The following is a 17,151-nucleotide window of genomic DNA, read 5'->3' on the forward strand; positions in this document are numbered from 1 at the left end:
GTCTACTGTCAATGCCGTGCCAGAATCAGGGCATGGCGACGCGACCGGGCCCCCGCGAGCGGCTGCTCGACGCCGCCCGCGAGCTCACCTACACCCAGGGCGTGCACGTCGGCGTGGACGCGATCCTCAAACACGCCGACGTCGCCCGCCGCTCCCTCTACCAGCACTTCGGCGGCAAGGACGGCCTGATCACCGAGGTCCTGCGCACCTCGGGCACCGCCGACCGCTACCGCCGGGCCATGGACGAGGCCGGCGACGACCCCCGCGTGCGCGTCCTCGCCGTCTTCGACGAGCTGGAGGAGATCACCACCCGCCCGTCCTTCCACGGCTGCCGCCACACCGCCGCCGACCTCGCCTTCGCCGACCCGGCCCACCCCGCCCACGCCGAGACCCGCGCCTACAAGGACGACCTCCACCGCCTCTTCGCCGGCGAGCTGTCCCGCCACGGCCACCCGGACCCCGGCTTCGCCGCCGACCAGCTCCTCGTCCTCATCGACGGCGTCCTCGCCCACGCCGTCACCCGCCCCGACGCCCACCCCGCCCTGGCCGCCCGAGCCCTGGCCGAACTCCTCCTCGACACCCGTCCGTAAGGCGAGTGCCGGGTCAGGCGGGCTCGGGAAGCGTCTTCTTCTCGGCGGTGGTGAGGACGCCGGAGGTGAAGGCGGCGATGACGCAGAAGGCCACGGGGAGGAAGAAGGCGGTGTTGAGGGGGACGAGGTGGGTCATGGGGCCGATCACGGCGGGGCCCGCGAGTACGCCGAGGTAGCCGAGGCCGGCCACGCGGGAGACGTTGGCTCCGGCGGCGGCCGGGTCGGCGTGGCCCGCGGCGCTGAAGAGCTGGGGGACGCATCCGGACAGGCCGACGCCGAGGACGGCCCAGCCCGCCAGCGCCAGGGGGGCGGAGGGGGAGAGCGCGGCGGCCGTCAGGCCGACGGCCGCTATGGCGGAGCCGTAGCGCAGGACGGCGACGGGGCCCAGGCGTCCGGCCACCCGGTCGGCGAGGAACCGTCCGATGGTCATCGTGGTGGCGAAGGCGCCGTAGGCGAGGGCGGCGGTGGAGGCGGGCGCGCCCAGGACGTCCTCCAGGTGCAGGACGCTCCAGTCGTTGGCCACGCCTTCGCAGAGCATGAGCATGAAGGCGAGCGCGGCCAGGATCCGGATGCGGGTGTTCGCGCGGCCCCGTGACGCGGGCTGCGCGTCGTCGGTGGCGTCGTCGTCGGCGGCGGGCGCGGCCTCGGGCGGCAGGAGGGCGGTCGCGGCCAGGAGCGCGGCGGCGAAGGCGAGCACCGCCACCACGGCCAGGGTGGCGGCCGGGGGCCAGCCGCGGCCGAGGATCACCGCTCCGATCAGCGCGGCGAACACGCCTCCGATGGAGAAGGTCGCGTGGAAGGCGGACATGACGGGGCGGCCGTAACCGCGCTCGACCTGGACGGCATGGGTGTTCATGCTGACGTCGAGGCAGCCGTTGGCCAGGCCGAACACCAGCAGTGCCGCGCCCAGCGTCCAGGCGTCGACGGCCAGTCCCGGCAGCACCAGCGCGCCGCCGCACAGCACCGCGCTCGCGGGCACGACGCGGCGGGGGCCGAAGCGGTCGGTGAGCGGCCCGACGATCCGCATGCCCGCGAACGCCCCGGCGCCCAGCAGCAGCAGGAGCCAGCCGAGCGTGGCGTGGTCGAGGCCCGCCCGCTCCTCGACGGCGGGGATGTGGACGATCCACATGCCCAGGACGAAGCCCGCGAGGACGAAGTACGCGAAGGTCGCCAGGCGGGCGGCGCGCAGGGAACTGCTCATGCCGACGAAGTTAACGAACACTGACAATGTTCGCAAAGTAGTATTTCGATCAGATGCAGTGTTCAATAGGGCGCATGGGCAGTGCGGAACGGCGGAAGAAGATCGCCGAGGCGGTGCGCGGCACGGGCGGCGCGAGCGTCGCGGAGCTGGCGGAGCTCACCGGCGCGTCGGAGATGACCATCCGCCGCGACCTGGAGGTCCTCGCCGGCCAGGGCGTCCTGGAGCGCTACCGCGGCGGCGCCAGGAGCCTCCTGCTGCGCGGTGAGGAACCGCCTTTCGCGCTGCGGGCGGAGGACGGCCTGGAGGCCAAGCGCCGCATCGCCGCCGCGGCCGCCGCGCTGGTCTCCGACGGCGAGTCCGTCGTCATCGACAGCGGCACCACCTGCCTGGAGGTCGCCCACGCCCTCCGCCACCGGCGCCTGACCGTCATGCCGCTGTCCCTGCACGCCGCCAACGCCCTCACCGGCGCCCCCGGCCTCCGCCTGATCCTCCCGGGCGGCGAACCCCGCCCCGGCGAGCTGGCGCTGACCGGCCCCCTGACCGAGGCCTCCCTGGCGTCCCTCCGCTTCGACACCGCGATCATCGGCTGCTGCGGCCTCACCGCCGCGGACGGCCTGACCGCCTACGACCCCGCCGACGCCGCCGTCAAACGCGCCGCGATCGCCTCGTCCCGCCGCGTCATGGCCGTCACCGACTCCGCCAAGCTCTCCCGCACCGCCCTCGCCGTCGTGGCACCCGCCACCGCCTTCCACACCCTCGTCACCGACACCGACGCCCCCGAAGAGGAGACGGCGGCCCTGGCCGACCTCGGCATCACCGTCCGAAGGGTGTGACCCCGGCGGCCCCGCTTCAGAGAAGGCGGTGTCAGAGCGGGGCGATCAGCTCGGTGAGCAGGAGAACGGAGACTCCGAGAGAGGCGGATCCTCCGATGAGGCCGATGAGCATCATGGGGAGGGGAGAACCCGCCGTAGGGGCGCCGACGGCGGTGCGAAGAAGGGGCTCGGCCATGGTCAGAGCGCCGTCGTCCGCGAGCACCGCACGGCCGGAAAGGACGACCTCGGTGCCTTCGAGGAGGATGAGCTCGCTCTTGTGGACGGTGACGCCGGGCCGGTCGGACGGGTGGAACTCGTGTTTCGACTGCTTCGCCCCCCAGATGCGAACCTCATGCGGGCCGACGACGACGCTTTCCGTCGCGTCCCGGACGGTGATCAAAGCGTCGGAGAAGGCGGATTCATGGTCGGGAAGCCCGGTGTCGCCTTCCTTGGTCTCGTAGGAGACGACCTCCCACCACACGCAGGGCAGGTCCGTGACCGGTGCGCGCAGCACCCCGCCGGGCCCCGCCTCGGCCACGCCGCGTACCCGTACGCGCTTGCCGTGCCTAGTCTCCTTGAGCTCGCCGAAGGCCATGTCCCGGGCGGAGAGGCCGCGCACCAGACGACGCAGATCAACGATCCCGACCCAGAGCAGGAACACGCCGAGCCCGCCCAGCAGGAGGCTCATGAAGGCGGCCCAGAACCCGAGCTGATCGTCCGGGACCTTGTCCAGCGGCGCCGCGAGGACGACTGCGGAGAACATGCGCATCACGCCATGCTCGTGCCGGAACGGCCGCACCGCATGGGACCGGAGTCCCGCATCCGCAGGGCCACCGCCGGGAGGGGGGCGGGCGCCCCGGCGGGCGTCCCCGCGTTCGACGCGGACGTCAGCCGGTGACGGGGTTGAAGACGCCGGAGGCGTGGACCGTCCCGGGGCCGTAGCGGGAGTCGAGCTCCTGCTGCAGTTCCCTGGTGGCGACGAACACGGTCACGTCCACCCGGTTCTTGAGGGTGTCGACGCTGCTGCTTTGGAGTCCGGAGATCTCCTTGTCCACTTTCTTCTGGACGCGATTGAGTTCGGCTTCTGTGCGCTCGGCGGGGGAGACGCAGAGCGCACCGCCCCAGACCTTCCGCAACTGCCGCTCATGGCCTTCGAGGTCGCCGGTGAACATGAAGTTGAGCACGAGCCTCTCGGGGTCGTTGGCCTCGGACTCCTTGATGGGGCCGTCGCCGAGATAGCTCTGGTCGACCCAGGTGCCCGCGTACCGGGGTGACTTCCGGGCGATCCGCATCGCGGCCTGCAACGCTTCCTCGGTCGCCTTCGCCGGATCGACCGGTCTCCAGCCGCCCTCCGGAGCCGAGCACGGTGAGGTGGTGTCCGGCCCGTCAACGTCGACGGCGACGGGCTGCGGGGCCTTCGGGGGCTCGGTCAGCGTGAGCCGTGTGCCGTCCCATGTGCCGACCACCGTGTACTCGCCCCACTTCACGCCGTTGCGGGACTCATGCCGCACGGCGTCCCAGTCCCAGCCCACGAGGGCGGTGCCGCTGCACTGCGGCGGCAACGACGATTGGACGTAACTGCAGAACTCAGGGCCGTGGCTTTCGTTCTCCAGCACCGTCCCCGTCGCCGTATAGCGCGGATCGGATTCGGACATGGCAGCCGTCTCCGATCCGCAGGCCGCGACCAACGACAGAAGGAGCGCACCCGCAAAGAGCCTCATGCTCCTCATGACGTTGGCAGGCCTCTTCTGCGTTGCTTCCGCGATGGTGCTCTTCGCGTCACGCGGCCGTAAGGCCTTCGAGGAAGTCCGTGATGAGCGCGGCGACGGCCTGCGGCCGCTCGGTGAGCATGCCGTGGCTCGCCTCCAGCTCCTCGACCCGGATGTGGGGCGGCAGCCCGGCGAGGTCGCGGCGGACGCCTCTCCGGAACGCCTCCATCAGCTCTCCGCCCGGCATTCCCGGCGGATCCTGCGTCGGGATCACCACCAGCGCGGGGCAGGCGACCCGCCGCAGCAGCGGGATCGTGTCGCGGAACTCGGGCGTGTACCGGATCGCCGCGAGGAGTTCCGCGGCGGGCCGCGCATACGTCCGCCCGTCCCTTTCCACGAGGGCCCGCAGGGGGAACATCGCCTGGAGCCCGGCGGGGAGCGGCTGCCCCATGGCCGCGGCCTGCGCGTCGAAGGCGGCCTTGAGCTTCGCGAGCTCCCCGTCCCGTGCGGCGGGGTCCATGCCCGGGTAGTTCCCCGGGTCGCTCTCGGCGGAGCGCAGCCCGTCCAGGTCGACGATGCCGGGGCATCCGGGGTGGCGCAGCGCCCACAGCACGGCGAGCATCCCGCCCAGCGAGTGCCCGACGACCACCGGGTCCTCGAGGCCGAGGTGCTTCACGACGGCCTCGACGTCGTCCAGGACGCGCTCCCACTCCCAGGGCCCGTCGCCGGAGCGGCCGTGCCCCCGCAGGTCCATGGCCGCGGTCCGGCGGCCGCCGAGGCCGAGCGCGTCCCAGGCCTCCAGGGTGCCGCCGAGCCCGTGGAGGAGGAGCACGGGCGCGCCGTCTCCGCCGGAGTCCCGGACGGCGAGGGGGATCTCGTGGTCGGTGATGGTCACTTCAGGTGGCATGACGCTCCCTGGGTCGGTTCAACCGTTCGTGGACGGATCGCGTCGTCACCCCGCCGTCGGGGTGGCGGTCGAGCTTCGCGCGTTTGACGAGGTCGTGGACGCCCTGGCGGGTGATGCCGAGCATCGCTCCCGCCGTGGCGAACGGCACCGCGTCCCTGCCGGGGTGCCCCACCCGCCGGGCGACGGCCCGGCCGAAGGCCGTGCGCCACCACTCGTCGGGCGGGTCGAACGGCCCGTCTCCCGGGAACGCCGCCGCGATCAGCCGCGCCGCCATGCGGACGGCGAGCGCCTCGTCGGGTCCCAGCAGCTGCGCCGCCCACACCTCGGCCTCGATCCGCAGCCGCTCCCGGACCGGCCCCACCTGCTCGTCCGAACCGAACAGGATCTCCAGCGGATCGACGATCCGCCGCTCGACCAGCCCGACCAGCTCCCGGACCAGCGCGACATGCTCTCGCGTACTCACTTGACGAACGATAGCAAGTACTTGCTCTGATTCGTCAAGTAGTGATTCCCCCGCCCGCTCGGGAGCTGTACCTTGAGTCGATCTTTCTTCTCAACGGAGGTACCCGTGTTCTCGACCCCTGCCCGTCTGATGCTGGCCGCCGCGGTGGCGGCCGGCGGGGCCCTCGCCGTGCCCGCCGCGGTCTCGGCGGCCCCGAAGCCGTGCCTGGTGGGCAAGTGGAAGCTGGCCAAGTACAAGATGGACAGCAACGTGAAGGGCGAGGTGATGGCCGCGCAGGGCGGCGGCGGCACCAAGCTGACCATCACCAAGAAGACGGTGAAGTTCGACTTCACGGACTCGGAGCGGGTCGTCACCAAGGGCAAGTTCGCCGGCGGCAAGGCGTACCGGATGGTCGACGTCTACAAGAAGAGCGTGACCTTCAAGTCCGCGCTGAGCGGGAAGAAGAAGGGCAGCCTGACGCTGAAGCCCAAGTCCGCCACCGGCGGGGCGACCTTCACCACCGTCCTGAACGGCGCTCCCATGGGCACCACGAAGATCGCCAAGTACCACCGCAGCGGTGAGACCGACCCGTTCATCCCGCTCTTCGCGCAGTTCACCTGCACGTCCAAGACGATGACCCTCCTGATGGAGGCCGACGGCGCCGACGGGGCGATGGCGTCGCAGTTCTACTACACGCGCCGCTGAACGGTGTCCGGGCGGCGGCCCTCCCGCCGCCCGGACACGGGACGCGCCCATTTCACGGAATCACGGGGCGTGAGGGCTCCGTAACGGCGATGATGGGTGCCGTGCCCGTCGACTACCGCGCGCCCAACATCAACGCCCGCCGCCTCGGCCTGTACCTCCAGCGAGCACGCGAGTTCCTGGAGCTGACGTACGACGAGGCGGCGTTCGTCGCGCGCTGCGACGCCGACTGGCTGATCCGGGTGGAGACGGGCTTCGCGCGGCCCACGCCCGACGAGGTGGAGCACCTCCTCGACCGGTACGGCGTCCGCGAGGCCAAGGTCGCCGACATCATGATCGACCTGGCGTCCCGCCCCGACGGGCCGCCCTGGCTGGCCCGCCACGCCGCCCGCATGAAGGCCTCCACCCGCGACGTCCTCATCTCCGAGTCCGAGGCCCGCTCCGTCCGCTCCTACGGCGTCCGGACGGTCCCCGCCCTGGCCCGCTCCGAGGCGTACTTCCGCCTCCTGGAGCCCGGACTCCACCCCGACCACGACGTCGACGAGGAGTGGGACCTCCTCCGCCACCGCCAGACCCACCGCCTCGCGGCCCGTCCCCGCGTCCTCGACGTCATCGTCGACGAACGCGCCCTCACCCTCCACATCGACCCCGCCGTCATGGCCGGCCAGCTCCGCCACCTCCTGGACCTCGCCGAGGACCCCCACACCACCATCCGCGTCATCCCCGAGGCCGCCGCCTTCACCGAACTGCGCGCCCACCCCTTCGACATCCTCGACTTCCCCGGCGTCGGCGACCGCATCAGCCTCGCCCACACCATCCTCGGCACCGACTTCTGCCCCACCGACCTCCACGAGACCTGGCGGACGATCGAAGGCGAGTCCGCCCTCCCGCCGTCCGCCACCCGGACCCTCCTGAGGTCCCGCCTCTCCGCCCTGTCCTGACCTCCCCGGGTCAGGCGGCGCGGCGGACGGCGACGACGGTGTCGGTGACGAGGGCCTTCTGCCCGCCGGGCCCGGTGGCCTCCCGCCGGGGAGTGCCGAGCCGCTCGGGCGTCCACCCGGCGGGGTCGAGGCCGAGTTCGGCGTAGATCTCCTCCGGGGAGGGGAAGCGGGTGTCCGGGTCGGCGTTCGACCAGGGATGCAGCGAACCGTGCTCGACGACGAGCAGAAGCCCGCCCGGAACGAGCGCGTGCGCGGCGGCGCGCAGCACCCGGGCCCGCGGCAGCTCGAACGGCGTCTGCAGATACTGCGCGGAGACCAGCTCGAACTCCCCCGCGGGGAACCCGTCGGCGAGGTCGTGCACCTCGGCGGTGACCCGATCCGCGACCCCCGCCTTGGCCGCGTGCTCCATGGTGAGCTCCAGCGCCGCGGGCGCGATGTCGACGGCGGTGACCCGCCACCCCCGGGCGGCCAGCCACGCGGCGTCGCCCCCCTCCCCGCAGCCCAGGTCCAGCGCCCGTCCGGGCGTCATCTCCGCCACGGTCCCGGCGAGCACCACGTTGGGCGTGCCCTTCCACCGCCTGCCCTGGCCCCGGTACCGCTCCTCCCAGAACCGCGCGGCCTCATCAGCGACGTACTGGTCACGGTTGTCATCGTTCATGCCAGAAGAGTGCGCCCCCGCACCCTCAGGTGCAAGAAATCTTGCCGTTCCGGCAAAAGCCCCTCGTGCTCATCTCCGGGCGGCGAACGTCGCCCAGACCCACTTGCCGCCCCGGCCGTCCTCCTGGATTCCGCAGGAGGTGGAGAGCGCCTCCACGATCGACAGGCCCCAGCCGCCGCCGCTGTCGAAGGTCTCGTCGGTGGCGTCGAGGTCCTCGCCGGTGAGGAAGACGACGGGCTTCGCGTGGGGGCGGAGGGGAGAGGAGTCCCACACGCCGAGGAAGACGCCCCGTGCGTCACGGCCGAGGCGAAGGCGGATCCGTTCGTTCGGGGTGGCCTCGGCGGCGTTGGTGAGCAGCTCGCTCGCCACGAGCAGGACGTCGTCGAGGAGCGCGGTGTATTCCCACCTGCGCAGCCGCTGCCCGAGCAGGGTGCGGGCGAGTCCCGCGGCGGCGGGCGAGCCGAGCAGGTCCAGGTGCAGGTCGTCCCTCGTCATCACGCTCACCGAGTCCTCCCAGGTCAACGGGCTTTCTGATTTCCTCCCCGAGAATAGCACCGATGGATTACGCTCGGTTGTCTCCCTGTCAGATGAATACAGGAGATCGAAGCCGATGCCGGTTCATGTCCGCGACCAGCTCGACCCGAGGCTCTCCCACTGGCATTTCCTCGCCTACGCCATAAGGCTGCTCCGCGAACAGCACGGGCTCTCGCTCACCCAGGTCGGCAGAATCCTCGACGTGACCCGGGGAACTGTTTCCAACTTCGAGGCGGGCCGCCGCAAACTCGGCGACGACTACGCGCGCGTCCTCGACGGGCACTACGGAACCGGCGAACTCATCCAGACCATCGCCTTCTACGCGCGCATGAGCCACGACCCCGACTGGCACCGGACTTTCACGGGATACGAACTGGAGGCGCTGAGCCTCAAGATCTACCACGGGCAGCTCGTCCCGGTTCCCTTCCAGACCGAGGAAACCGTTCGGGCGCAGCTTTCGGCGGCGCGCACCGTCAAGGATCTGGAGAGGTCGGTGGAGGCTCGGCTCGCGCGGCAGGAGGCGATTCTTCACCGGGAAGACCCGCCTTATATCTGGGCGCTTCTGGATGAAGCGGTGCTGGAGCAGCTGACAGGAGGGCCCAAAACGCTGCGTGCTCAACTCGAATATCTCCATGAGCTGAGCTTTCGTCCGAACATCGGAATCCGGGTCATTCCTCGGAGCGCTGGAGCCCACCTCGGCACGGACGGCCCCATTCGACTGGCGATCCTGTCCGACCGGGAAGCGGCCTTTCTGGGCGCGCAGCGCGGTGGACGCCTGGTCGAGTCCCCTGGTGAAGTCCGTGAGGTGAACCTAGATTGGGATTTCATCAGCCAGACGGGGCACTCCGACCATGAATCGAGAGCCTTGATGATCCAGAAGATGGAGGCGCTAGATTGACGGTCCAGTGGCGTAAGAGCTCCTACACCGGCGGCGTCCAGGACGAGACCTGCGTCGAACTGGCTCGCTTTCCCGCCGGCGTCGGCGTCCGCGACTCCAAGAACCCCGAAGCCGGGCACCTCGCGATGACCCGCGAGCAGTTCGCCCGGTTGAGCCGCCGCCTCAAAGAACACGGCTGAACCGGGCCGCCTCCGCGGTTGAACCTCCCCCGAGGGGAGGTGCCAGGGTGAGGGCATGGACGGCGAGGGCTACTACTCGATCGGCGAGCTCGCACGGCTGGGCGGCGTCACGGTGAAGGCCGTGCGCTTCTACTCCGACCGCGGCCTCGTGCCGGAGGCGGGCAGGACGGCCTCCGGCCACCGCCGGTACGGGGCCGAGGCGCCGATGCGCCTGGGACTCGTCCGCACCCTGCGCGAGCTGGGCATCGACCTCGCCACCATCGGCAAGGTCATCGACCGCGAGGTCTCCGCCGCCGAGGCCGCCGCCGTCCACGCCGAGGCCGTGTCCGTGCAGCTGCGCCTGCTCCGGCACCGCCACGCGGTCCTGACGGCCGCCGCCCGCCGCGGCTCCACCCCCGAGGAGATCGACCTCATGCACCGCCTCGCCCGACTCTCCACCGCCGAACGCGACGCCCTCGTCGCCGACTTCCTCGACAGCGCCTTCGGCGCCCCGACCGCCGACCCCCTCTCCCAGGTGGTCCACCGCTCCCTCACCCCCGAACTCCCCGACGACCCAGGCTCCGCCCAGCTGGAAGCCTGGGTGGAACTGGCCGAACTCACCCAGGACCCTTCCTTCCGCACCCTGATGCGCTCCCTCTTCACCCTCCACACCGCCGAACGCGGCGCCCCCACGGCCCCGCCCCGCAAGCACACCGTCGCCCTGATCGCCGAGACCGTCCCCCCGCTCCTCGCCGCGGACGTCGCCCCCGCCTCCCCCCGAGCGGCCCGGACCGTCGCGAAGATCGCCGCCGCCCACGCCGCCGCCCGGAACCGCCAGGACACCCCCGCCCTCCGCCACGACCTCGCCGCCTACCTGACCGCCGCCAACGACCCCCGCCGCGAGCGCTACCTCGAACTCCTCTCCACCATCAACGGCTGGTCCCCGCCCACCCACCCCCGCCGCGAACTCACCTGGTTCCACACCGCCCTCACCGCGACGACCCCGGCCACGCCACCACCGGCCACGTCGGGATGACCCGTCGCCCGCTCGTCACGGCCGCGGGCTCCCGTTCCTCCGGAGGGAATGAAGTCATTGACATGAACCGCTACCGAGGCTCTAGGCGAACAGTGGACGGATGAGGGGCGACACGGCCGACGGCGGCCGGGCATGGGCGGTGGCGGCGCGGATGGAGCCGGGCCGGTTGGTCTTCGCCGGGCGGCTGGGCGCGGCACACGCCCACGCGCACGCCGCGGTGCAGGTGCTGCTGGTCGCCTCCGGCCGCGTCCTGCTGACCGACGCGGGCGGCCGGAGCCTGGCGGTGCGGGCCGCGGTGATCCCCGCCGGCGCCGAACACACCCTGCACGCCGATGACGCCACCGGCGTCATGGTCTACCTCGATCCCGCCGGACGGGCGGCCCGCGCACTGACCGCCCGGCTGGAGCACACCGTCCGCACCGCGTCCGCACCGCAGGCCGCCGTCCGGCAGAGCACCGCACCGCAGGACACCACCCGGCAGAGCCCCGCATCGCAGGCCGCCGTCCGGCAGCTCGCCGGGCCGCAGGCCGCCGTCCGGCATGCCGCCGGGCCGCAGGCGGCCGTCCGGCAGGTCGCCGTCTGGCGGGCCGCCGCGCTACCGGCCGCCGGCATGCCGGCCGTCGCGGACCGGGCCGGGATGGAGGCGGGGGAGCGGGCGGTGGCGCTGCTGGCCGGACCGGCCGCGGGCGCCGCTCCGGTGGTTCCGGCGCCCGGCAGCGCGCTGCACCGGGCGCTGGAGGTGCTGGCCGAGCGGGCCGCCACCGGTGAACCGATCCGGCTGGCCGCCGTCGCGTCCGACGCGGGGCTGTCGGCCGACCGGTTGCGGCACCTGTTCACCGAGCGGATGGGGCTGCCGTTCACCGCGTGCGTGCGGTGGGCCCGCCTGCAGGCCGCCATGGCGGTCGTGCGGGACGGCGGCACCCTGACCGCGGCCGCGCACGCCGCCGGGTTCACCGACAGCGCCCACCTGACCCGCGTCTTCCACGCCATGTTCGGCCTGGCCCCTTCGGCCGCGGCCCGCCACCTGCACTGGTGCTGACCCCGACCGGGACGCGGCGAAGGCCAGCCGCTCCGTGCAAGGCCGCCGCCGGGCGCCGCGACCAGGCTGGTGCCCATGACCCACACCTCTTCTGCCGTCGGGCCGATGGCCAGGTCCGTGCTGCGGCCGCTGGTCCGGTACGCCTACGTGCCGTTCATGCTGATCGGCCTCAACGGCACCGCCATCGCGCTCATCGCCTCCGGCGCCGCCGACGGTCCGGGCAAGCTCTGGCTACCGGGCGTTCTGGCGGTCGCGGTAGGTTGCTCGTTCGCCGCCGAACGCCTGCTGCCCTATGAGGCCGACTGGAACAGCCCGCTGCCCGGCGAGCACCGCGACGACCGCCGCGACACCGTCCACGCCATCGTCAACGAATCCCTGACCCTGGGCGGTGTCGCGTCGTTGCCGCTGCTGGCCGCACTGGTGCCCGGCGGCGGCATCTGGCCTTCGAGCCTGCCGTTCGCGGTGCAGGTCCTGATCGCGATCCTGGTGGCCGACGCGGGGATCACCCTGGTCCACTACGCCAGCCACAAGATCGGCTGGCTGTGGCGGCTGCACGCCGTCCACCACAGCGTCAGGCGCTGCTACGGCTTCAACGGCCTGATGAAACACCCCCTGCACCAGGCCCTGGAGACCGCCGCTGGCGTCGCACCGCTCCTGCTCCTCGGCCTGCCCTTGGACGTGGCCACCGCGCTGGCGCCGGCCGTCGCCGTCCAGCTGCTGCTGCAGCACTCCAACGTCGACTACCGCGTCGGCCCGCTCAAACACGTCCTGGCCCTCAACGAAGGCCACCGCTTCCACCACCTCAAACGGGCCGGCGTCGGCGACGTCAACTTCGGCCTGTTCACCCTCCTGTGGGACCACGCCCTGCGCACCTACTCCTACGACCCGGCCCGCCGCTTCACCTCGGACGACCTGGGTATGGCCGCCAAACCCCACTACCCCGCCGCCTACCTCGCCCAGCTGGCCGAGCCCTTCAAACCCTCCGGCGCCTGCACCGCCCCCACCGTCCGGAGCCGATGAGGAAAGCCCCGCCGACCGCGGACCGGGAGGACGTCGTCCCCGGTCCGCGGCCGGCGGGCGTTCGTACGGTCGCGGCAGGTGGGGCGGGGGATCAGGCGGGGGCGTAGTCGTAGGAGGCGATCACCTGGACGGAGCCGGGGCAGGAGAGGCCGCCGCCGGTCTTGGAGACGCTGTCGTTGAAGGAGATGGTGTCGCTGTCCACCACGAGGCCCTCGAGCGCGGCGCCGGGGCCGCCGTAGGTGCAGGCGGGGGTGCTCGTGCTGACCTGGAAGTTGGACAGGGTCGCCTTGGTGGGCGCCGCCGGGGTGGTGCCGGTCCAGGGGGTGTTGGAGGGCGTGACCGCGACACCGCAGCCGGAGATGGTGGCGCTGGTCACCGAGTAGCCGCCGCCGGAGAAGGCGCCCGACAGGGTGGAGTCGGTGCAGGTGGCCACGGTGATGCCGAAGACCTTGACGACGAGGTCGGCGGAGGTGAGCGTCGCGACGTAGTTGCCGCTGGGGAAGGCGGAGGCCGGGGAGGCGAGGCCGGCCGCGAGGGTCGCGGCCGCGGCGGTGGTCAGGACGATTCTGCGGATGCTGGACATGGTCGTCTCCTCAGAGGACCGGGCGCGGGGGCGCCGTGGGAAGATGCCGTGCGATGGCATGAAACGGGTTCCACTTTGCTGGAGGGAACGCCGAGTTATCCTTCCGCCTTCATTGTCCGGGCGGTGAAGGAATCGTGAATACGCAGTTCGGCTGCTGTCGGGTCAGCCGATTCATGCGTAGAGGTGTTCCTTGCTCTCCTTTCCCCTGTCGATGAAACGTGTTCTAGAAATTGACGTTAAGGACAGCGCTGCGGTAGGTCAACCGCACCCGGGGAACGGCGGGTGGCCGGATTGTGACGTGGATTACACACGGGGAACACCGGTCTACCGGAGTCCGTCGCGGCAGCTCAGCACCACTTGCGGATGCCGGGACGCGGGGAAGGGGGCCCGTGGGTCAGGCGCGCGAGAGGCGGCGGACGGGGAGGCGGGGGCGGGGGACGGGGAGGGCCGGGACGAGCCGGCCCGCGGGCGGGCCGTCCGCGGTCAGGAGGTGTTGGAAGAGGGCGGCGGTGGCGAGGGTGTCGGCGAGGGCGGCGTGCGCGCCGGAGAGGGGGATGCCGAGCTCTTCGCAGCAGTCGGGGAGCTTGAACGACGGGCCGCGCAGGGCGCGGCGGGCCAGGCGGAGGGTGCAGACGCCCGCGGAGATCTGCGGGGCGGGCAGGCCGGCGCGGTCGAGCTGGGCGGTGAGGAACCGGGCGTCGAAGGGCAGGTTGTGCGCCACGACGACGCGGTCGGACAGGTGGTCCCGCAGCTCGTGGGCGATCTCGTCGAACGTCGGGGCCGAACGGACCATGGCCGCGGTGATCCGGTGCACGTTCGTCCCCGCCATCGGGCCGTGCGGGCGGACCAGGGTGTCCCAGGTCCCGGTGACGCCGCCCTTCTCGTCCACGTGCACGACGGCGACCTCGGCGATCTCGCCGCGGGCGGGGGTGAAACCGGTCGTCTCCACGTCGACCACGGCGTAACCGCGCATCAGCGCTCCCTCTTTCACTCGGGGAAGGGGTGAGGGTGTGACGGGACCATAGCCAAGCAGTCCTTGTTAACCGAGTCAACAAGGACAAAACGCCCGCAGGTCAGCCTTCGCGCCAGTCCGGGGAGGTGAGGGCGCCGGCCGCCTGGGGGCCCATCAGGCCGAGGGCGCCGTCGACGAACAGGGAGGCGCCGGTGATGTAGGAGGCGGCGGGGGAGGCGAGGAAGGCGATGGCCGAGGCGACCTCGCGGGCGTCGCCGGGGCGGGCCAGCGGATAGCCGGGGCGGGTGTCGGGCCGCGGGGGCTCGTTGTGCTGGCCGGTCATGGGGGTGGCGATCTCGCCGGGGGCGACGGTGTTGACGGTGATGCCGTGCGCGGACAGCTCCAGGGCCAGCACGCGGGAGAACAGGCGCAGGCCGCCCTTCGCCGCGCAGTAGGGGCCCGAGCCGACGCGCGGGTACTCCTCGTGGACGCTCGTCACGTTGATGATGCGGCCGCCCGCGCCCCGCCGGACCATGCGGAGGGCGGCGCGCTGGGAGCACAGGAACGGGCCGTCCAGGTCGACGGACAGCACGGAACGCCATTCCTGGAAGGTCATCTCCAGCACGGGGCGGCTGCTGCCGGTGCCGGCGTTGTTCACCAGGACGCCCACGCCGCCCAGTTCGTCGGCGAGCTCGTCGACGGCGGCCGAGGCGATGGCGGGGTCGGTCAGGTCGTGGCGGCGGACGGCGGCGCGGCGGCCGTGCGCGGCGATCTCGCGGGCCGTCTGCTCGGCGCCGAGCCGGTCGGAATGGTAGGTGAAGCCGACGTCGAAGCCCTGCTCGGCGAGCAGCACGGCGGTGGCCTTGCCGATGCCCGAATCCGCGCCGGTGATGATCGCGATCCGGTCGTAGCGGGCTTCGGACACGGGCGCGGTCGCGGGCTGCATGTCGGACCTCCTGCTCGGATGCGCTCCGTCGAAGGCCTCCCCGAAGTGACCGGCGTGAAACCGGTGCGTCTCAGGAGCCTCCGGGGAGCGGTGGTGCGCCCCGGCCCGCCGGCAGGGCGAGCCGTGAGGAGCTCCGCGATGAGCCGCGCCCGCCCTGCCGGTTCACTCTCTTGCGGTTACTTGGGAACTGTAGGAGAGTGGCGGTTGACCTGGAAGAACGCACCTTTTTTGCAACCGAGGAACCCGATGGTGACCAAGCAACTGCTCAAGGACCTGCCCGAGGACGCCGACCTGCGGCGGGCGGACTCCCTGGCCCGGGAGATCTTCTCGGACGTCGCCAACAAGTGGGCGCTCCTGATCATCGAGGCGCTCGGCGAGCGCACCCTGCGCTTCAGCGAGCTGCGGAACGAGGTCGAGGGCGTCAGCCACAAGATGCTCACCCAGAACCTGCGCATGCTGGAGCGCAACGGCCTGGTCGACCGGAAGGCGCACCCCACCGTGCCGCCGCGAGTCGAGTACACCCTCACCGATCCGGGCCGGGCCCTGCGCACCGCGGTCGACGTCATATGCGGCTGGACCCAGCAGCACCTCGGTCACATCGAGAGCGCACGCGGCCGTTTCGACGCCTGACGGGTACGCGGCGCGACATCCTCGCACGTCGCGCAGCCGCTGGGCGCGGCGCCTGATCCGCGTCAGGGCCAGGACGGCTCGTTGCGGGGGACGATGACGAGTTCGCCGACGACGCTCCCGGCGGGGACGGACAGCGCGTACATCACGGTGTCGGCGACGATGGCCGGGTCCTGGAGCTTGGCGGTGTCGGCGTCCGGAAAGCGTTCGAGGATGAAGCGCGTCTCCATGCCCCCCGCGATGATGCCGGTCACCCCGATGCCGAGGCAGTCGCGCTGCGCCTCCTTGAAGAGCGTGTGCGTGAACGCCCGCAGCCCCGTCTTGCTCGCCGCGTACGGCCCGGCCTCCGTCCAGGTCCGGTTGGCCGCCGTGGACAGGATGTTGATGATGTGCCCGCCGCCCTGCCGGATCATCCGCCGGTAGTTCTCCAGGCAAAGGTGGATCGGCCCCAGCAGGTTCGTGGAGATGACGAGGTCGGCCTCCTCGGCCGAGAGGTGCTCGATCGGCTTGCTCACATCGACCGCCGCGTTGTTCACCAGGATCTCCAGGCTCCCCGACGCCCGCCACACGTCCTCGACCGCCGCCGCGACCTGCCCCCTGTCCCGGATGTCGAGCAGCAGCGGCTGCACCGACCTCCCCTCCTCCGCCAGCTCCCGGGCCAGCTCCTTGAGCTCCTTCTCCCGCACGTCCGCCACCCACACCATGGCCCCCGCCTCGGCGAGCCGCCGCGCGATGGCCGCCCCCAGCCCCCGAGCCGCCCCCGTCACCAGTGCGTTCCGCCCCTGCAGATCCACGTACATGACCGCCCCCGTTTTCGTTCCGCCACAGGCATCCCCGCCATCCACAGGGTGAAACCGGGCCGTCACCTTCCGTGTCATTGTGGGGGTGGTGGGTCACGGGCGGGAGGAGCCGCATGGACGTGAACGAGGTGCTCTTGCCGGGCGTGGGGCTGCGGTACGAGTTCGTCAACGAGGACGGAGACCGCATCGGCGTGGTCGCGCGGCGGACGGGCGACTTCGAGGTGGTCCTCTACGGCGAGGGCGATCCCGACGAGGCGCGGCCGGTGTTCCGGCTGACGGGGGACGAGGCCGAGACGCTCTCCCAGATCCTCGGAGCGCCGCGCATCGCCGAGCGCTTCGCCGACCTGACACGGGAGGTCCCGGGGCTGAACGCGGGCCAGATCGAGGTGCTGCCGGGCAGCCCGTACGCGGGGCGGCCGCTGGGGGACAGCCGGGCCCGCACCCTGACGGGCGCGTCGATCGTGGCGGTCGTACGGGGAGAGGAAGTGATCGCCTCACCGGGCCCGGAGCGCATGCTGCACGCGGGTGACGTCCTGGTGGCCATCGGCACCGCCGAGGGCATCATCGGGGTGGAACGGCTCTTCCAGGGTTGAGCG

23 protein-coding genes are annotated in these 17,151 nt (G+C 71.9%); 12 read left to right on the plus strand and 11 right to left on the minus strand.

All coding sequences use genetic code 11. The annotated features are described in order from the left end of the window. Positions 1 to 32 precede the first annotated feature (32 nt). On the plus strand, positions 33 to 590 hold the full coding sequence (locus ABD140_RS01750) for a TetR/AcrR family transcriptional regulator (protein ID WP_344235915.1): 558 nt from the start codon (positions 33 to 35) through the stop codon (positions 588 to 590). 13 nt (positions 591 to 603) lie between these two features. Here the strand turns inward: ABD140_RS01750 and ABD140_RS01755 are convergent, their stop codons facing one another. After that, positions 604 to 1,791: an MFS transporter gene (locus ABD140_RS01755; protein WP_344235917.1), complete on the minus strand. Its 1,188-nt coding sequence runs from the start codon at positions 1,789 to 1,791 to the stop codon at positions 604 to 606. Between the two features lie 74 nt (positions 1,792 to 1,865). On the opposite strand from ABD140_RS01755, the gene ABD140_RS01760 reads away from it, so the two are divergent. Continuing rightward, positions 1,866 to 2,624: a DeoR/GlpR family DNA-binding transcription regulator gene (locus tag ABD140_RS01760; RefSeq protein WP_344235919.1), complete on the plus strand. Its 759-nt coding sequence runs from the start codon at positions 1,866 to 1,868 to the stop codon at positions 2,622 to 2,624. A 31-nt stretch (positions 2,625 to 2,655) separates the two neighbouring features. Here the strand turns inward: ABD140_RS01760 and ABD140_RS01765 are convergent, their stop codons facing one another. After that, complete coding sequence (locus tag ABD140_RS01765) at positions 2,656 to 3,372, minus strand: hypothetical protein (protein WP_344235921.1); 717 nt, start codon at positions 3,370 to 3,372, stop codon at positions 2,656 to 2,658. A 6-nt stretch (positions 3,373 to 3,378) separates the two neighbouring features. Between ABD140_RS01765 and ABD140_RS01770 the strand changes: the two genes are divergently transcribed. After that, positions 3,379 to 3,501 (plus strand): hypothetical protein, encoded by a 123-nt coding sequence (locus ABD140_RS01770; RefSeq protein WP_344235923.1) that lies wholly within the window; start codon positions 3,379 to 3,381, stop codon positions 3,499 to 3,501. On the opposite strand, the gene ABD140_RS01775 is transcribed toward ABD140_RS01770, so the two are convergent. The 3 genes from ABD140_RS01775 to ABD140_RS01785 form a co-directional block, all read right to left on the minus strand. Further along, entirely contained in the window at positions 3,491 to 4,258 is a 768-nt protein-coding gene (locus ABD140_RS01775; RefSeq protein WP_344235925.1) for a hypothetical protein, read from the minus strand. The genes ABD140_RS01770 and ABD140_RS01775 overlap by 11 nt on opposite strands. 124 nt (positions 4,259 to 4,382) lie before the next feature. Next, complete coding sequence (locus ABD140_RS01780; protein WP_344235927.1) at positions 4,383 to 5,219, minus strand: alpha/beta fold hydrolase; 837 nt, start codon at positions 5,217 to 5,219, stop codon at positions 4,383 to 4,385. Then, the gene (locus tag ABD140_RS01785) at positions 5,209 to 5,682 is read right to left on the minus strand and encodes a hypothetical protein (protein ID WP_344235929.1); all 474 of its coding nucleotides are present in this window, start codon (positions 5,680 to 5,682) and stop codon (positions 5,209 to 5,211) included. Before ABD140_RS01785 ends, ABD140_RS01780 begins: the two co-directional genes overlap by 11 nt. A 105-nt stretch (positions 5,683 to 5,787) precedes the next feature. Between ABD140_RS01785 and ABD140_RS01790 the strand changes: the two genes are divergently transcribed. Then, positions 5,788 to 6,366 (plus strand): hypothetical protein, encoded by a 579-nt coding sequence (locus tag ABD140_RS01790; protein WP_344235931.1) that lies wholly within the window; start codon positions 5,788 to 5,790, stop codon positions 6,364 to 6,366. A gap of 101 nt (positions 6,367 to 6,467) precedes the next feature. Beyond that, positions 6,468 to 7,304: a helix-turn-helix domain-containing protein gene (locus ABD140_RS01795; RefSeq protein ID WP_344235933.1), complete on the plus strand. Its 837-nt coding sequence runs from the start codon at positions 6,468 to 6,470 to the stop codon at positions 7,302 to 7,304. Positions 7,305 to 7,314: 10 nt separating this feature from the next. On the opposite strand, the gene ABD140_RS01800 is transcribed toward ABD140_RS01795, so the two are convergent. Then, positions 7,315 to 7,962 carry a class I SAM-dependent methyltransferase gene (locus ABD140_RS01800; RefSeq protein ID WP_344235935.1) on the minus strand — a complete coding sequence of 216 codons (648 nt, stop codon included), beginning with the start codon at positions 7,960 to 7,962 and terminating at the stop codon, positions 7,315 to 7,317. A 69-nt stretch (positions 7,963 to 8,031) separates the two neighbouring features. Then, positions 8,032 to 8,457: an ATP-binding protein gene (locus ABD140_RS01805; RefSeq protein ID WP_344236423.1), complete on the minus strand. Its 426-nt coding sequence runs from the start codon at positions 8,455 to 8,457 to the stop codon at positions 8,032 to 8,034. Positions 8,458 to 8,572: 115 nt separating this feature from the next. On the opposite strand from ABD140_RS01805, the gene ABD140_RS01810 reads away from it, so the two are divergent. The 5 genes from ABD140_RS01810 (at position 8,573) to ABD140_RS01830 (ending at position 12,647) form a co-directional block, all read left to right on the plus strand. Next, entirely contained in the window at positions 8,573 to 9,394 is an 822-nt protein-coding gene (locus tag ABD140_RS01810; protein WP_344235937.1) for a helix-turn-helix domain-containing protein, read from the plus strand. After that, positions 9,391 to 9,573, plus strand: a complete 183-nt coding sequence (locus ABD140_RS01815) for a DUF397 domain-containing protein (protein WP_344235939.1) — start codon at positions 9,391 to 9,393, stop codon at positions 9,571 to 9,573. The genes ABD140_RS01810 and ABD140_RS01815 overlap by 4 nt, the downstream gene beginning before the upstream one ends. A gap of 55 nt (positions 9,574 to 9,628) precedes the next feature. Next, the gene (locus ABD140_RS01820; protein ID WP_344235941.1) at positions 9,629 to 10,588 is read left to right on the plus strand and encodes a MerR family transcriptional regulator; all 960 of its coding nucleotides are present in this window, start codon (positions 9,629 to 9,631) and stop codon (positions 10,586 to 10,588) included. Between the two features lie 100 nt (positions 10,589 to 10,688). Next, entirely contained in the window at positions 10,689 to 11,627 is a 939-nt protein-coding gene (locus ABD140_RS01825) for a helix-turn-helix transcriptional regulator (RefSeq protein WP_344235943.1), read from the plus strand. 75 nt (positions 11,628 to 11,702) lie between these two features. After that, complete coding sequence (locus ABD140_RS01830; RefSeq protein WP_344235945.1) at positions 11,703 to 12,647, plus strand: sterol desaturase family protein; 945 nt, start codon at positions 11,703 to 11,705, stop codon at positions 12,645 to 12,647. A 91-nt stretch (positions 12,648 to 12,738) separates the two neighbouring features. Here the strand turns inward: ABD140_RS01830 and ABD140_RS01835 are convergent, their stop codons facing one another. The 3 genes from ABD140_RS01835 to ABD140_RS01845 form a co-directional block, all read right to left on the minus strand. After that, positions 12,739 to 13,230, minus strand: a complete 492-nt coding sequence (locus ABD140_RS01835) for a hypothetical protein (protein WP_344235947.1) — start codon at positions 13,228 to 13,230, stop codon at positions 12,739 to 12,741. A 394-nt stretch (positions 13,231 to 13,624) separates the two neighbouring features. Then, entirely contained in the window at positions 13,625 to 14,203 is a 579-nt protein-coding gene (locus ABD140_RS01840) for a 3'-5' exonuclease (protein WP_344235949.1), read from the minus strand. A 100-nt stretch (positions 14,204 to 14,303) separates the two neighbouring features. After that, on the minus strand, positions 14,304 to 15,128 hold the full coding sequence (locus ABD140_RS01845) for an SDR family oxidoreductase (protein WP_344235951.1): 825 nt from the start codon (positions 15,126 to 15,128) through the stop codon (positions 14,304 to 14,306). Between the two features lie 246 nt (positions 15,129 to 15,374). Here ABD140_RS01845 and ABD140_RS01850 point away from each other — a divergent pair, with 246 nt between their 5' ends. Further along, on the plus strand, positions 15,375 to 15,758 hold the full coding sequence (locus ABD140_RS01850; protein ID WP_344235953.1) for a winged helix-turn-helix transcriptional regulator: 384 nt from the start codon (positions 15,375 to 15,377) through the stop codon (positions 15,756 to 15,758). A gap of 62 nt (positions 15,759 to 15,820) precedes the next feature. On the opposite strand, the gene ABD140_RS01855 is transcribed toward ABD140_RS01850, so the two are convergent. After that, positions 15,821 to 16,555, minus strand: a complete 735-nt coding sequence (locus tag ABD140_RS01855; protein WP_344235955.1) for an SDR family oxidoreductase — start codon at positions 16,553 to 16,555, stop codon at positions 15,821 to 15,823. Between the two features lie 113 nt (positions 16,556 to 16,668). Here ABD140_RS01855 and ABD140_RS01860 point away from each other — a divergent pair, with 113 nt between their 5' ends. Then, positions 16,669 to 17,148 carry a cation:proton antiporter regulatory subunit gene (locus ABD140_RS01860; RefSeq protein ID WP_344235957.1) on the plus strand — a complete coding sequence of 160 codons (480 nt, stop codon included), beginning with the start codon at positions 16,669 to 16,671 and terminating at the stop codon, positions 17,146 to 17,148. Positions 17,149 to 17,151 lie beyond the last annotated feature (3 nt).

Source organism: Actinocorallia libanotica (assembly GCF_039525175.1).
Classification (GTDB): Bacteria; Actinomycetota; Actinomycetes; order Streptosporangiales; family Streptosporangiaceae; genus Actinocorallia; species Actinocorallia libanotica.

What these genes read in the sequence shown, in the direction of transcription:
- ABD140_RS01750 (WP_344235915.1), top strand. Translation starts at nt 33, where the DNA reads ATGGCGACGCGACCGGGCCCCCGCGAGCGGCTGCTCGACGCCGCCCGC.
- ABD140_RS01850 (WP_344235953.1), top strand. Translation starts at nt 15,375, where the DNA reads ATGGTGACCAAGCAACTGCTCAAGGACCTGCCCGAGGACGCCGACCTG.
- ABD140_RS01770 (WP_344235923.1), top strand. Translation starts at nt 3,379, where the DNA reads ATGCTCGTGCCGGAACGGCCGCACCGCATGGGACCGGAGTCCCGCATC.
- ABD140_RS01825 (WP_344235943.1), top strand. Translation starts at nt 10,689, where the DNA reads ATGAGGGGCGACACGGCCGACGGCGGCCGGGCATGGGCGGTGGCGGCG.
- ABD140_RS01805 (WP_344236423.1), bottom strand. Translation starts at nt 8,457, where the DNA reads ATGACGAGGGACGACCTGCACCTGGACCTGCTCGGCTCGCCCGCCGCC.
- ABD140_RS01835 (WP_344235947.1), bottom strand. Translation starts at nt 13,230, where the DNA reads ATGTCCAGCATCCGCAGAATCGTCCTGACCACCGCCGCGGCCGCGACC.
- ABD140_RS01775 (WP_344235925.1), bottom strand. Translation starts at nt 4,258, where the DNA reads ATGTCCGAATCCGATCCGCGCTATACGGCGACGGGGACGGTGCTGGAG.
- ABD140_RS01800 (WP_344235935.1), bottom strand. Translation starts at nt 7,962, where the DNA reads ATGAACGATGACAACCGTGACCAGTACGTCGCTGATGAGGCCGCGCGG.
- ABD140_RS01845 (WP_344235951.1), bottom strand. Translation starts at nt 15,128, where the DNA reads ATGCAGCCCGCGACCGCGCCCGTGTCCGAAGCCCGCTACGACCGGATC.
- ABD140_RS01765 (WP_344235921.1), bottom strand. Translation starts at nt 3,372, where the DNA reads ATGCGCATGTTCTCCGCAGTCGTCCTCGCGGCGCCGCTGGACAAGGTC.
- ABD140_RS01760 (WP_344235919.1), top strand. Translation starts at nt 1,866, where the DNA reads ATGGGCAGTGCGGAACGGCGGAAGAAGATCGCCGAGGCGGTGCGCGGC.
- ABD140_RS01810 (WP_344235937.1), top strand. Translation starts at nt 8,573, where the DNA reads ATGCCGGTTCATGTCCGCGACCAGCTCGACCCGAGGCTCTCCCACTGG.
- ABD140_RS01820 (WP_344235941.1), top strand. Translation starts at nt 9,629, where the DNA reads ATGGACGGCGAGGGCTACTACTCGATCGGCGAGCTCGCACGGCTGGGC.
- ABD140_RS01860 (WP_344235957.1), top strand. Translation starts at nt 16,669, where the DNA reads ATGGACGTGAACGAGGTGCTCTTGCCGGGCGTGGGGCTGCGGTACGAG.
- ABD140_RS01840 (WP_344235949.1), bottom strand. Translation starts at nt 14,203, where the DNA reads ATGCGCGGTTACGCCGTGGTCGACGTGGAGACGACCGGTTTCACCCCC.
- ABD140_RS01780 (WP_344235927.1), bottom strand. Translation starts at nt 5,219, where the DNA reads ATGCCACCTGAAGTGACCATCACCGACCACGAGATCCCCCTCGCCGTC.
- ABD140_RS01830 (WP_344235945.1), top strand. Translation starts at nt 11,703, where the DNA reads ATGACCCACACCTCTTCTGCCGTCGGGCCGATGGCCAGGTCCGTGCTG.
- ABD140_RS01755 (WP_344235917.1), bottom strand. Translation starts at nt 1,791, where the DNA reads ATGAGCAGTTCCCTGCGCGCCGCCCGCCTGGCGACCTTCGCGTACTTC.
- ABD140_RS01855 (WP_344235955.1), bottom strand. Translation starts at nt 16,555, where the DNA reads ATGTACGTGGATCTGCAGGGGCGGAACGCACTGGTGACGGGGGCGGCT.